General features: G+C 57.1%; 11 protein-coding genes and 1 tRNA gene. 3 read left to right on the top strand and 9 right to left on the bottom strand.

All coding sequences use genetic code 11. The features are described from left to right. Positions 1–163: 163 nt before the first annotated feature. The 5 genes from JK176_RS09530 to JK176_RS09510 all read right to left on the bottom strand — a co-directional run bounded on the left by JK176_RS09530 (position 164) and on the right by JK176_RS09510 (position 5,669). The gene (locus JK176_RS09530) at positions 164–1,537 is read right to left on the bottom strand and encodes a PepSY domain-containing protein (RefSeq protein WP_211587595.1); all 1,374 of its coding nucleotides are present in this window, start codon (positions 1,535–1,537) and stop codon (positions 164–166) included. Next, positions 1,537–1,836 (bottom strand): hypothetical protein, encoded by a 300-nt coding sequence (locus JK176_RS09525; protein WP_211587594.1) that lies wholly within the window; start codon positions 1,834–1,836, stop codon positions 1,537–1,539. Before JK176_RS09525 ends, JK176_RS09530 begins: the two co-directional genes overlap by 1 nt. Continuing rightward, on the bottom strand, positions 1,833–2,111 hold the full coding sequence (locus tag JK176_RS09520) for a hypothetical protein (protein WP_211587593.1): 279 nt from the start codon (positions 2,109–2,111) through the stop codon (positions 1,833–1,835). The genes JK176_RS09525 and JK176_RS09520 overlap by 4 nt, the downstream gene beginning before the upstream one ends. Further along, positions 2,108–4,372 (bottom strand): TonB-dependent siderophore receptor, encoded by a 2,265-nt coding sequence (locus JK176_RS09515; protein WP_211587592.1) that lies wholly within the window; start codon positions 4,370–4,372, stop codon positions 2,108–2,110. Before JK176_RS09515 ends, JK176_RS09520 begins: the two co-directional genes overlap by 4 nt. A gap of 319 nt (positions 4,373–4,691) precedes the next feature. After that, positions 4,692–5,669: an LLM class flavin-dependent oxidoreductase gene (locus JK176_RS09510; RefSeq protein WP_211587591.1), complete on the bottom strand. Its 978-nt coding sequence runs from the start codon at positions 5,667–5,669 to the stop codon at positions 4,692–4,694. A 328-nt stretch (positions 5,670–5,997) separates the two neighbouring features. Here JK176_RS09510 and fucP point away from each other — a divergent pair, with 328 nt between their 5' ends. Continuing rightward, the gene (fucP, locus tag JK176_RS09505) at positions 5,998–7,332 is read left to right on the top strand and encodes an L-fucose:H+ symporter permease (protein WP_211587590.1); all 1,335 of its coding nucleotides are present in this window, start codon (positions 5,998–6,000) and stop codon (positions 7,330–7,332) included. Between the two features lie 466 nt (positions 7,333–7,798). On the opposite strand, the gene JK176_RS09500 is transcribed toward fucP, so the two are convergent. The 4 genes from JK176_RS09500 to JK176_RS09485 form a co-directional block, all read right to left on the bottom strand. Then, a tRNA-Ser gene (locus tag JK176_RS09500) sits at positions 7,799–7,889 on the bottom strand. A gap of 18 nt (positions 7,890–7,907) precedes the next feature. Next, on the bottom strand, positions 7,908–8,564 hold the full coding sequence (locus JK176_RS09495) for a phosphoribosylanthranilate isomerase (RefSeq protein WP_211587589.1): 657 nt from the start codon (positions 8,562–8,564) through the stop codon (positions 7,908–7,910). Beyond that, the gene (gene pyrF / locus JK176_RS09490; RefSeq protein WP_211587588.1) at positions 8,561–9,271 is read right to left on the bottom strand and encodes an orotidine-5'-phosphate decarboxylase; all 711 of its coding nucleotides are present in this window, start codon (positions 9,269–9,271) and stop codon (positions 8,561–8,563) included. The genes JK176_RS09495 and pyrF overlap by 4 nt, the downstream gene beginning before the upstream one ends. 8 nt (positions 9,272–9,279) lie before the next feature. Beyond that, positions 9,280–9,612, bottom strand: a complete 333-nt coding sequence (locus JK176_RS09485; RefSeq protein WP_211587587.1) for a lipopolysaccharide assembly protein LapA domain-containing protein — start codon at positions 9,610–9,612, stop codon at positions 9,280–9,282. Positions 9,613–9,983: 371 nt separating this feature from the next. Between JK176_RS09485 and JK176_RS09480 the strand changes: the two genes are divergently transcribed. Continuing rightward, complete coding sequence (locus JK176_RS09480) at positions 9,984–10,505, top strand: protein-export chaperone SecB (protein WP_194263075.1); 522 nt, start codon at positions 9,984–9,986, stop codon at positions 10,503–10,505. A 54-nt stretch (positions 10,506–10,559) separates the two neighbouring features. Beyond that, positions 10,560–13,652 carry a glycosyltransferase gene (locus tag JK176_RS09475; protein WP_211587586.1) on the top strand — a complete coding sequence of 1,031 codons (3,093 nt, stop codon included), beginning with the start codon at positions 10,560–10,562 and terminating at the stop codon, positions 13,650–13,652. The last annotated feature ends 45 nt before the right edge of the window (positions 13,653–13,697 follow it).

Below are 13,697 nucleotides of genomic sequence, written 5' to 3'. Positions count from 1 at the left end.
ACAAGGCTGCTGATTCGGGTTTTATAGATAATGATAATTATTATCATTCAAAACAGTAAAAGAAAACCCCGTTCTTTTTATAGTGCATAGGTCCTGTTGCTGTGTCGGGTAACTGCTCTGACTGTTGCCGAGCATCGTAAAACATAAGCGATTTTCAACGTTTTCATGATTTTTGTGTTTTTTTCGGTCGGAAAAGAAAAACGGCGATACATCCTAGGAAGACGGCATAATAAACAGAAGCTACGACGTTTCCGGTCATGATATCGGGTTTGGTGAGCCCCAGCAGAAGGACGATGGCAGTTCCGCTGATGCAGCCTGCGGTCCAGCCGGGAGTCAGTCGAGCCAGAATGTTGGTAGGGAGGCTGTCCCGGGAGAGGCCTGCTGCCTTTTCGCGGCGGCGGCGGGCGTCGATCCAGAGCCGGTTGCCGGTATAGAACATGCCGGCCCCTGCAAGACCCAGAACGACATAGCCCCAGCGGATTGCGTTGCCGCCGAAACTGCCAAAATGCAGGGCGAAGAAAACCGTCAGGATGGCAAAGCCGGTTTTTTGATGGCCGGGGAGATAATCCGCAGACAGGATTTTGCCGCTGCGGGGATCGACCGTGGCGAAGCCTGCCGTTGGGCCGCGCATGCTGTAGCGGCTGTCCTGCCCGCTGACACGTAGCATTGTGCCACCATGGCCCTGACTATAGGCCAGTGTGGTGGGGACGAAGCCCCGGGCCTGTGTTCCGAGAGACGTCACGAGTTCGGTCGGGGTGAGGAGCGGTACGTCGGGGTGTTGGTCCGCAGTGATGGGATGAGGCCTTGTATGCGTCGGAAGATGCGGGGAGGCATGGGATGTGGCGAAAACCCGGCTTTGCACTGCGAAAATGGGGTCATGGAACGCGAAGACCACCGAGGTCAGGGCCATGACGATGTGAAAGGGCAGCGAAAAGAAGCCCAGCAGATTGTGCAGGTCCAGCCAGAGTTTGCGGGGCCCCTCGCGGAAGCGGAAGGCGAACAGGTTGCGGGCCAGTGTGGGCAGGAACAGCAGCACGCCTGAGATCAGGGCTATGCCATAGAGCAGCGCGATGATGCCCATGAACGGTCGGCTGATTGCATGGGGCAGGGGGATGCCCAGTTCCTGATGCAGCATGTCGATGAAATGCGCGACCGGGGTGATGGCCTGCTGACGGACGACCAGCGCGCCGTCTGGGGCCAGCGTTGCGACGAACATCGGCCCTGCGTCGTGGCCGTGGGGCGGGTGTACAGGCCATGCCACGCGGCCAGGAATGCTGCGGTCCGGGGCTAGCAGGATTGTGTAGGTCTGCCGCGCCTGCGGATAGGCGCTAAAGATTTTTTCGAGCAGGTCTGGTGTCTTGGACAAAGGCACCGGGGGCGGCATGTCGAGTTGGGGTGAGGTCAGGTTCTGGAGGGGCTGTTCGAACATGCTGATCGCACCGGCGAAGAACGCCACGAACAGAAGCAGTCCGGCACAGATCCCGACCCAGCTATGGACTTCGCGGTAGACGCGCAGGATATCGGAACGGATTTTCATCAGGATAATGCTCTCAGGAGCAAGAAGATGCACCAAAGGGCAACGCACCCCCCGCCCAGCACCCCCCAGGCCCTACGGCCGGTGGGGAACAGGAAGCAGGTTCCCAGAACCAGCACCCATAGAACGGCCGTCAGCCACATCAGGGCCTGAGCGGAGAGGCTTCTGGGGGCGCCATTGGCGCCGATGAGTCGTCCGAGGTCGGCCATGATGGCGAACGTCATTCCGCCGCCCGCAAGGATGGCGGCGGAGACTTTCGCGACCCAGTGCCGGTTGTCGAGGGTTTGGGGCAGCTTCGTCATGGCCGGGATCTGCCAGCGAGAAGAGATGCGCCCAGTGGCAGCAGGCACCAGACGATCATGAGCAGGGTCATGCCCATCAGGCAGGCGGTACAGAAGCTCGTTGTGGTTGTCAGGATGGCCGTTCCGGCAGGCAGAAACCCGACCCCGAGCAGAACCGGAATGTTGCCTTGCAGGGGGTGGTTCAGGAGTTTCTGGTTGGCGGAACATGCATAGAGCAGTGCTCCGCCCCCTGCGATGAACAGGGTTGCGAGAGCGTAGGACAGGGGCGGACTCACCAGCGGTATTCCAGCCGGGCGGTGAGATTTCTGCCCTGTCCGTAATAGCAGGCGGCCACCGCCGTACAGGTTGCGACGAAGCGCTTGTTGGCGACGTTGCGCATGTTGAGCGAGAGCATCAGGCCCTTATAGGCGGGATGGGCATCACCGACATCGTAGCGGAGGAAGGTGTCGAACAGCGTGTAGTCGGGGATGGCCAGTTTGTTGGCCGTGTCGCCGTAGCTTGTGCCGGTGTAGCGCACGCCGCCGCCGACCCCCAGACCGCGGAGAGCGCCGTAGCGGATGCGCTGGTCGATGAAGAGCGAGGCCATCCATTTCGGGGCCTGCGGCAGGTAGTTGCCGATCTGTCCTGCCGTGTTGGACTGCCGGATGCGGGCGTCGCTGCGCGTTCCGGTGAAGATCACGGCCATGTCCCATGGAAGGGTGGCGCGCCCTTCGAGTTCGAGGCCGCGGACGCGACCTTTGCCTGTCTGGATCAGGCAGGTCGCGGTGCCGCAGGTTTCGCCGTCGGGGTCGGGGGTCGTCATGTTTTTCTGGGTGATCTGATAACCGCCGAACGTGACATAGATGCTCTTGCCGTACTGGTAGCGGATGCCGGCTTCGTACTGGTCGCCAGTGGTCGGCTTGAAGGGCAGGCCGTTCTTGGCCGTGGACGGATCAGAGACGGTCGGCTGGAAGGACTGGGCATAGCTGAAATAAGGTGCCAGTCCGTTATCGAACAGATAGACTCCGCCCGCGCGCCAGGTGAAGGCTTGCGAGGGGGTGATGTACCGTTTGCGGGTCAGGATATTGTAGGTGTTGTCATTGGCCCAGTCCTGACGGCCGCCGATCGTAACGCGCAGGCGCTCGAATTTGAGCTGGTCCTGAAAATAGATTCCGTTCTGGCGGCTGACCGTGGACGTATAGACCTGCGGGGACAGGTTGTTTTCGTAGCCCGCGCTGCCGCGGCTGACGGGATCGAAAATGTTAAGAAGCGGCTTGACCAGTGTCGCGCTGACGAGGTCGCGGTCATGGTTCCAGTCCGTATAGAAGTAGTCCGTCCCCGCGAGGAAGAGGTGACGTACGGGGCCGGTGCGGACATGGCCTTCGAGCTGTGTGTCCATGGCGACGCCCTGCGACCGTCCCCGGCCTTCCACGGCACGGCGGTTGACCGTCTCTCCTGCTACGCATCCCGCAACGGTACTGGTGCATTTCGCAAGCGTATCGCCCGAGAGGACCGTGGAGCGGTAGAGCGTGTCGAGATAGGTATAGCGGACGTTGTTCCGTACCGTCAGGAAACGGTTGAAGCGATGTTCCAGAAACGATCCGAATAGTGCCTGATTGCGGTCGAATGTGTTCCAGTCGGGTTCGCCGATATTGGCATCATTGGCGATGTAACGGCCTTTGGAGGCGTAAAGCGTGCCTGTTGCGGGCAGGAACTGGAATGTCGAGCCGCCGACATCGCGCTGGTATTGCGCAAGTAGTGTCCATGTCGAATGGGGGGCGAATTTCCATGTCAGGCTGGGCGAGACGTAATAGCGGCCTGCCGTGACATCATTGACCTGTGTGCCGCCATATTTCGCCAGAGCGACCATCCGGCCCGTGAGACTGCCGCTATGGGTCAGTTTTCCCGACACATCGCCGGAAGCCTGTCCCTGCCAGTTTTCCAGATCTGTATATCCGCTGCTCTGGAGGAAGAACTCCCCTTCGCTTTTTTCCGTCGGACGTTTCGTCACCAGATTGACCACGCCGCCCGGTGCTGTCTGACCGTATAACGCTCCGGAGGGGCCTTTCAGGACATCGATCTGCTGGAGGGCGAACGGATCGAACGATGTGCGCGTCCACTGGCCCCCGGCGGGCAGGCGCAAGCCGTCCACGAAATTGTTGTTCGATGAAAAACCGCCCGCCCCAAAACCACGGACAGACACTTCGTCAACCCGGTTGTCGATGCCTTGCGGTTCGGCTTGGACGCCTGCGGTGTAGGCGAGTGCGTCGGCGATAGTGGGGGAGGAGCGCAGTTCGATTTCGTCGCGGCTGACGATCGAGATTGTCTGAGGGGATTCGATGATGGGTGTGCGGGTTTTGGTCGAGGCTCCGGCCTGCGACAGGCCCGTTGCGGTAACGGTGATGATTTCGGCAGGCGCACCCGTCGCTGCCGGTTTCGCAGACCCCGTGGTTTTCCCGGTGCGTTTGTCCTGCGAGTCAGAGGGGGTTGCGGATGCGATCTGTGCGCTCAGGGCGAGGCAGGACGCCGTACCGCAGATAAGCCGGGAGAAACTCATGGAGCGCCTTCATTAAAACTAAATTTACCCCTTTCTATTTCGATAATGAGAATCATTGTCAACTAGATGGTGTGGATAGATAGGAAAAATACTTATTGTTGCCAGAGGCGACACATACCCGATTAAAGTCCGCAGAGGGCAGGTGCCGCACGTGCAATAACGGAAAAAATGGCTGGATAAATTGACCCGGGAGCGTCGAAGACCGGCTTGTAGCAGTTAGGCTGCCATAGGGAATGTGGCCCATGGCGGCATAGAACTGCTGCACGGTCTTAGCCTACGCTATGTCTCTCAGTGCCACCGCGTGTGCTCAGATATAGGATTATTTTTCCATCAAATGGTGCGCGATGCCACTGAGGGTCTTTCGCCTTGCCTTCTGAGAATATAACGGCGCACCGATCAGGAGTTCATCAGGCCTGTACCGCTCTGCGAAAGCGGAAATGTTTTTTGTGACGTCTTCTGCGGTTCCTACGAAGGTATAACGTAGTGTGCTGTCAAGGAGACGCTGTTCCTGACTATTCCAGGACACTGATCGAGGTGCAGGAAAAGTCGACGGACGTCCCTGACGTAAAGCAACGAAATGCTGCTGTAGAGATGTTGCCGCCTGCTGCGCTTCGGTCTGCGTCTCCCCGATCACTGCGTTGATGCTCAGCATGGCATAAGGTGACTGTAGTCGCTCCGAAGGCTCAAACCGCTCACGGTACAGCGTCAGAGCCTCTTCCATCAGATCAGGAGCGAAATGGCTGGCGAATGCGAATGGCAGTCCCATGATGGCGGCCAGATGAGCGGAGAAGAGAGACGACCCCAGCAGCCAGACCGGTATAGTCAGCCCCGCGCCCGGAACGGCAAAGACTGCCTGACCCTGTTCCGGCTTTTCAAAGTAACGCAGCAGTTCGAACACGTCCTGTGGGAAGCGGTCAGCAGAGGCCGGATCACGACGCAGCGCGCGCATTGTGGCCTGATCGGAACCGGGCGCCCGTCCCAGCCCGAGATCGATCCGGCCCGGATAAAGGCTTTCCAGCGTGCCGAACGCCTCGGCAACAGCAAGCGGGGCATGGTTTGGCAGCATGATCCCGCCTGCACCCACCCGGATGGTTTTCGTAGCGCCTGCGACATAGCCGATTACTACCGCAGTCGCAGCGGAGGCAATGCCCGCCATTGAGTGATGTTCAGCCAGCCAGAAACGCTTGAAGCCCAGACTTTCCGCATGCTGCGCAAGATCCGCACTTCGATGAAGCGCCTCGGTCGCCGAACTGCCTTCGGTGATGAACGCGAGATCGAGAATTGAAAGTGGAATCATGTGCAACATCCTGTCACCAGTTTGTCCATATAGGTGGGGTGGACTGTGGGATGTGCCAAGCAGAAAGGGCGAACCTTCTAAAACTCGGGGGACATCCTGCTCCAACCTCAGAAAAGATGGCTACCGATGCATCCCCGCGATCCTGGATCTCCATACAACGTGATCTCCCCAAGAAGTCAGAGCAGAAAAAACACACAAATCACCTCTTACAAAACATTTTATATGTGATATTCGAGATAAATATAACGAACATAATGATGGAATGATGACCTCACGCCGAGGCGCCAGTTTTCATCTTTAGCGGTCAACAAATTCTACGAGGCAATCCGTGGCCAAGTCCGATCCCGTCGTCCAGCTTCCGGATGGCTTTTACCTGAACCGCACACCATTGCTCGCTTTCGGGCTGCTCTGCTGTCTGTTTTCATTATGGGGCTGCGCAATGAGCCTCAATGATGTGTTGATCGGGCAGTTCCGCAAAGCCTTCATGCTGTCGGACTTTCAGTCCGCGCTCGTACAGTTCTCGTTCTATATCAGCTATTTCGTGCTGGGCATTCCAGCCGGCATGATCATCAAACGCTTCAGCTACAAATGGTCGATCCAGCTGGGCTTGCTGCTTTATCTCATCGGCTGCTGCCTGTTCTTTCCCGCTGCCCATTTCGCGACGTATCAGATCTTCTTCGTAGCGCTGTTCGTCGTGGCGGCCGGGCTGGTCTTCATTGAAACTGCGGCCGATACCTATTGCACCCTGCTCGGCTCTCCGGGACGCGGTACCCAGCGTCTGAACTTTGCCAGTGCTTTCCAGCCAATCGGCGCCATTCTGGGATCCAGCATGGGAGCTTACCTGATTTTCAGGGATGGCGATCTTTCGCGTGAACAGCTCTCCGCCATGCCAGCGGCTCAGGCGTGGCAGCATCAACTCGGCATGATCCACGCCACTCTCGAGCCATATGTTTATATTCTCGGAGTGCTGCTGGTCGTCATGATCGGCATTGGCATCACGCATTATCCGGCCTGCAAGGGGCGGGATCAGCACAAGAAGCACGCCCTTGATACGACCGGTGCCCTCAAGCGCCTGTTCTCCAACAAACGCTTCGTCCTCGGTATCCTGACGCAGTTCCTGTATGTCGGCGCACAGGTGGGCGTCTGGAGCTTCATGATTCGTCTCTCCATGAGGCTGGGACACATCAACGAACGACAGGCCTCCGTATATCTGATCCTGTCATTCTGTGCGTTTTTTGCTGGCAAGCTGGTCGCCAACTTCTTCATGCGACATGCACGGCCTGCAAGAGTTCTGCTCGTCTATAGCTTGCTCTGCATTCTCGCACTGGGGTACGCAGTGATGGTGCACGACTTTACGGCTGTCTATGCGGCCATCCTCGTCAGCGGACTGCTTGGCCCCTGCTGGCCTACCATTTACGGCCTTACCGTTGATGAACTTGGTCATGACCGTGCTTACGGCGGATCCATTCTGGTAATGAGCATCAGCGGCGGCGGTATCCTTCCGCTTCTGCAAGGCTATATCTCAGACGCTACCGGCGGAAACATGCAGCTTGCATATATCGTTCCGATGGGATGCTTCGTTGTGATCGCGATGTTCGCAGCATACTGCATGAAAAGCACAGATGAAACGGCTGCAAATACCGTATTCGATGCCACGCTTTAATGACGTCATATGCCGGAAAACTTCCATACAGCGTTCGAACACGAAGCCATACCGCTTCGTGTTTGTGGCACCTTTGGTTCGTCTCTCTGGTTAAGTCCTGTCTAAGTTCGCCTGTGTAAATCCAGATCTTCTATTCTAGGTACAAAGCGATAATTGAAGAGAGGCAGGATCCGTTCGCGTGTCGAGCATGCCTTCGCCAAACAGAAGGTGTAGATGGAACTGTTCGTCCGGACCGTCGGCATTCCCCGGCCTCTATGAGGATCGGCTTGGTCACCTTTCTATAACATACGCCGATTCTTCTGATGCGGCCTTGCCTACGCACGGTGATGTTTGTCAGCAATGATACCCCCATCCGTGCTTTGTTTGCTATTTGTTCTTTTTTGTTAACAGACACAAACCAGATGGAGGAAAAGGGCAGATTTGGCCGCCCTTGGTCAATAACGATCACTAATGGTGGGGGTATCACTGGCGGAGAGAGTGGGATTCGAACCCACGGTACGCTATTAACGTACACACGCTTTCCAAGCGTGCGCCTTAAGCCGCTCGGCCATCTCTCCTGTCGAGCGAGGCGGTGTTTACGAAAGGTTTGACGTCAGATCAAGCCCCTTTCGGGCATTTGCGATAAATTTTTCAATCAGTTCAGCAGATTTGTAGCTGGGAGACGATTCAACCCCCGAAGAAACGTCCACTGCCGGGGCCTGACTTTCTCGAATTGCGTTCTGGATATTCTGGGGGGTCAGACCGCCTGCAAGCATCCAGAATGAGGGAGAGGTCCAGTTTTGCGTCAGAGACCAGTCAAATGTTCGGCCGAGCCCCCCCGGCCGACTGTCCTGTGCCTGTTTCGGGGCTTCGACAACATATCCTGACATTTGTGGATCTGTCGGCAGATCCGCCCTTGAGGCGATGCCACAGGCCCGCCAGACAGGACGTCCAAAGCGGGACTGGATTTCGAGCGCACGGTCAGCAGTATCGTAAATCTGCAGGATATCCAGCGGAACTGCCTTCAGAACCTGTTCTATCGATCTGTCATCTGCTTTAACAAAGAGGCCGACCCGAAGAGGGCCGTTTTCCTTCGCGGATGGTGCGCTATCGTGCAGCCGTGATGCCTTATCAGCCGTCACGACTCTAGGGGAGGTTTCGCAGAACACGAACCCGACCCAGTCCACTTTCAGGCGGGCACAGAGCGCCATCGTCTGAACGTCCCGAATGCCGCAGATCTTGACCCCCGTCATACGCTGGCGAGGTCTTCCATGATGGCTCTGGCAGCCAGAACAGGATCGGCGGCTTTCGTAATGGGTCTCCCGACGACGATCCAGTCTGCGCCCGCCCTGGCAGCCTGAGCAGGCGTCATGATCCGCTTCTGATCGTCAGCCGCACTCCCCGCAGGACGAATTCCTGGAACGACCAGAATGGGATCGTCACCCAGAGCATCTCGCAGAGGGGCTATTTCATGTGCAGAGCAGATCAGACCATCTGCACCGGCCTGAACAGCCAGTTTTCCTAGCCTGAGTACCTGCTCCTGAGGTGTTGCATTCACGCCAGTCTCAAGCAGACCTTCCGCATTCATACTGGTCAGAACGGTAACCGCCAGCAGTTTCGGGCGCTGTGTCTGTTCGGGAAAGGCCGCCTCAAGAGCTTCTCTGGAGCGCGCAATCATTTCAGCACCGCCGCTGGCATGGATGGTCGTCAGCGTCGGCTTCAACGGGGCGAGGGCGGCAAGACCCGATGCGACCGTATGGGGGATATCGTGCAGCTTCAGATCCAGAAACAGTCGATGCCCATCGGACACCGTTTTCACGGCATCCAGTCCGCAGGCATAAGTAAATTCAAGCCCGAGTTTGATGGCGTCGACGTCATTTCTCAGACTGTCTGCCCAATGCTGGGCCTGAGTACGCGAAGCGGTATCAAGAGCTACGATCAGTCGTGTGCGGCGCGACATGCTGGAAGTCAGACCTTTGTTTCTGGAGAAGCAACGGAAGAGGAGAGGGGGGCTGCCGGGTTTTGCAGGCGGTCGAGACGCTGGTGAAGGTCTACAAGCTGGCTCTCCAGCGTGCGGACATGCTGCTCGGCCCGACGTGCGCGTGAACGCTGTTGCATGTCACCGATCAGGCCGATCAGGAACCCGAGCAGGAGCGCAATCACGCCGACACCCAGAACAAGCGTGCCAATCGAAAGATGCCAGCCGAATGAGACCAGCCAGATGGGTTCCAGATCCGTATTGCTCAGGGCAAAAACGATCAGGACCGCAAGAAGAATAACAAGAATGAGCAATCTGAGCATGAACATGGTCCTATCGTGCTGTCTGCAGCGCAACAAGGCGTGCGGGCAGGAAGAATGTTTCCCTGTCAGCAGTCATGATGTTCGCAGGCGGGCGCATCATGCGCCCGTGCTGACCGTTTGCAGGAGGGCGATATCGTTGCCAGCATATCTCAGAAGATCCATGACTGCACGAGGGAGGGAATAAAGCGCTCCACTTTTCCCTGAAAACTGAGGAGCTTTTCCAGAAACAGGTCTGTTGGACGAAAGATGCATTGAAATCGCCCCGCTGGTCAAAACTGCGACATCGTGACAGAGTGCATGGCACCACATTTCATTGCATTTCAGTGCAATACGGAATGAAAAAGGTCATGACCGCATGAGGATGCTAGCCAATGGATCAGACATACACCGATACCGTGACAGGCAGTTCGGCCAGCCTTGATGTATCGGATTCCCTGCCTTCCTCCTCATCCCTGATTGTAGGGTCGCAGTATCTCCGTGCCTTGAACATTGACGTCCAGAATACTCCGGATGTCTATCGCGACCTTCCCTCGCAGCCTCATATTGGCATGACGGTGGATGTCACAGGGCGTCAGCTTGGAGATCAGCCGACATTCGAAGTCAATCTGGTCATCCGGGCACAGGGCTTCGAGAGCGCACCGACACAGGATGCGCCCACACCCCGGGTGCTATACGAAATCAGTCTCGCCTATGCGGGCCTGTTCGGTCTGACGGGACGCATTCCGCAGGAGGCGGTAGAGCCTCTGCTTCTGGTCGAAGCGCCGCGTTTTCTGTTCCCACCCGCACGAAGTGCTTTGCTGAATACAATCCGCGAGGCCGGATTTCCGTCCCCAAACATCCAGCCCATCGATTTTCATGCGCTCTGGCAGAGCCGACGCGCTCAGCAGCGGTAAAGGTGGAATAACGGTTCGGCCGCTCAGCAAATGGCTTCAGAGGGTTCAGCATCAATGAAAGATCATATCCTTGAATCCCCGGCTTTTGCTGGAGACCGTCCGCCTCTCTGGGCTGCATTTGACGCCGAATGGTATCGTACGCGCTATGGACAGCGGCTTCGCCAGGACGCCAAAGACGGAGCCGAGGCGTCCGAGCTTGATCTGAGCGACGACGGGCTGGAGCGTCACTGGAAACAGCATGGCGCCAGAGCCGGATTTTCTCCCAATCGGTTCTTCGATGAAGAATGGTATCTTCGCCAGAATCCTGACGTCAGGGAGGGGATCCGGCTTGGAATTTTTGACAGTGGCTTTCTGCATTATTGCGAAAGTGGCTTTCGGAGCCGCTCTCCGCACTGGCTGTTTTCCGAAGAGAACTATTTCAGCTGCAATCCCGACCTGAGCCCACACGTTCTCAAGTCCCAAGGTTTCTGTAATGGTTACGATCATTATCTTGCGATAGGCGATCAGGAACACCGCAAATCTCACGCGTTTTTTGATCCCGAGGTTTTCCGTGCTGCCAGCATGACCGAACGGCAGCATTATGATTTCGGCATGGGAGACTTCTTCCAGTTCATCAGATTTTCATCTGCCGGACGTCGACGCAGTTCGTGGTATTTCGATCCGCAATGGTATCTGGACCGTTATCCCGACGTGATCGAAGATCTGAAGAACAACCGTTACCAGAGCCCGCTTCATCACTATCTGACCAATGGAAACCCGATAGCCTACGACCCCAATCCCTGGTTCAGTGAAGCTTTTTATGCCGAGCAGTATCCTGATGTCCGCGAAGTCGTGGCTCAGGGAAGCTTCCGCAATGGTTATGAACACTTTATCCGGTTTGGGATTTCAGAAAAACGTCAGCCTCAGGCAGCTGTCGATCTCGCAGGCTTTCTGAGACAGAGCGGAATACAGCGCCTGCTGCGCCAGCCTCATATCCCCGACGTTTTTGCTCTGTGGGTTCAGTCTCAGGGCAGCCCTACGCAGGACGAAGCTCTGGAGGCCTCGGAAGAGCAATACCAGTTGCTTGATCTTCAGCGAGCGCAGACTCTCATTCCTTCTCTGGTTCGTGCACCGCTGGATTTTCAACCGCTCACAGCGCCGGACATGACGGTTATCCTGCCTGTTTCAAACCAGTTTCAGGAAACGCTCTCCACCCTTGCGGCACTCCACGCAAATAATGATCGCAACCTTCAGGTTATTCTGGTCGATGCGGGCTCCACCGATGAGACTGCCCAGATCGAAAGGTTCGTCCGCGGGGTACACATCGTCCGTCCTCCTTATCGCACGACCCATGCCGAACAGATGGGGCTCGGACTTGAACTTGCACGGGGGGAGATCATCCTGCTGCTTTCCGCCGGTGTCCAACCGTTCCCCGGTGCTCTGAAGATCGGGCTTGACGCCTTCGCAGATCCACAGGTCTGGGCCGTAGGCGGCCAGTCTCTGGGGCTGGACAGTAAAGTTCGGGAAGCTGGTAGCGTCGTCTGGAGGAATGCGAGTTTTACGCCTTTCGGGTTCGGAATGCGGGCCAACGAACCCGAAATTGCTTTCCGACGTTGGGTGGACGCTTTCACCGGCGGCCTCCTGTTCTGTCGCCGCTCCCCGCTGCGGGAGCATAATCGCCTCACTCTGGGATGCATTGGCCTCGAAGCTGAGTTGCTGGCGATCTGCCTCTCCCTGCGTCAGGCGGGCGGGAAAATCCTTTACGATCCGGATGTGATCGACAGATCACCCTCCGAACCTGCAATCGCGGCGGATCTGCGAGCGCGCAATGAATCCTGGCTGAAACGCCGTTTTGCAGGTCTACTCTCCAGACAGCCTTTGCCCGGAACCAGCCTCATGCGGGCACGCTCCACGTTTGGGACGTCAGCGATACTGTTCCTGTGTCAGCGACTGCCTCATCCTGTGCTGGGAACGACCTGTCTGCGTCATCGGGATATGATTGTCGGACTGAGCCAGCTTGGATATCGGGTCACGGTCTTTCCGCTGGAGGGCACGCTGCACGATTGCGTGGCAACAGCTCTGGATTTTCCGCCTGATATTGAGCTGATGGATGACTGTGATCTGTCCGAGCTTCCGGGCTTTCTGCGGGACCGCGCGGACTGTTTCGATGGCGTCTGGATTGGCGGATTACAGACACTCCAGCAGGCCGGCCCGATCCTGCAACAGCATTCCGGCTTTTTGCCCAAGCTTGGAATAGTCGCGGATATTCATGCAAGCCCGGCCAGAGAAACCCATCTGCGCAGGCGTGTCGGTGCTGTCAATGACCGGGAGCTGTTTCTGGACGATCTGGAACTTGATACCGATCAGGTCTGGCTGGCGCAGGCTGTCGCTGTCGGAAACGAGGACGAAAAAGCGGATCTGGAAGCGCTCGGCCTGACCAATGTGCGCGTCATCGGACATCCTCCAATTCCGTCAACGCCTTCTCCATCCTTTGAAAAACGTTCAGGCATCCTTCTGGCCCTTCCGGTCCATACCAGCGGCGATGCCGTGCATGATGGTTTGCATTTCTTCATTCATGATGTCCTTTCAAAACTGGACCGTGACCTTCCACCTGACGCAACCGTTCTTCTGGCAGGCTACCGCTCGGAGCAGATCGACCTCTCGGCCTTCACAAGATACCGCCGGCTAGAAGCTTTTCCGGAAGACGTCGATCTGGATACGCTCTACAGATCCCGTCGTATTCTCGTAGAACCTGCGCGTGTCCTCGCTGCCGCTCCACGCGAAGTTCTGGATGCCGCAGCAGCCGGATTGCCCGCAGTGCTCTCGGAGAGCGTCTGTCACACATTAGGCTGGGAGGATGGCCAAAACTGTCTGTCGGGCGGCTTCTGTGACCCGGAGAGGTTCGCCAAAGCTGTCATACGCCTGTATACCGACGTCGATCTGTGGAACGCGATAAGCCGACAGGCGCAGGCCAGAATGGACGAAGACGCCACTCATTCGAGTTTCTACAAAGACCTGAAGGACGTTCTTTCCGTCTCGGCGGGTATTACCCCCCTCACACCGTCGACCGTGACTTTGCGTCCACAGAAAAATCCCGAAACCCAGATCGCTTTTGCTCCGGCTCCGATCCGGCTGCAACCGCGTCGACTGACGACGGATGACGCCTAAACGAACGACGCTCCCGCCTGACTTTGTGGATCTTAACCAGCCTGA

Origin of the sequence: Gluconobacter sp. Dm-73, from assembly GCF_018256215.1 — a bacterium.
GTDB classification, from domain to species: Bacteria; Pseudomonadota; Alphaproteobacteria; order Acetobacterales; family Acetobacteraceae; genus Gluconobacter; species Gluconobacter cadivus.
Note: the sequence above shows the minus strand (reverse complement) of the source record. Positions and strands in the feature narration are given on the sequence as shown.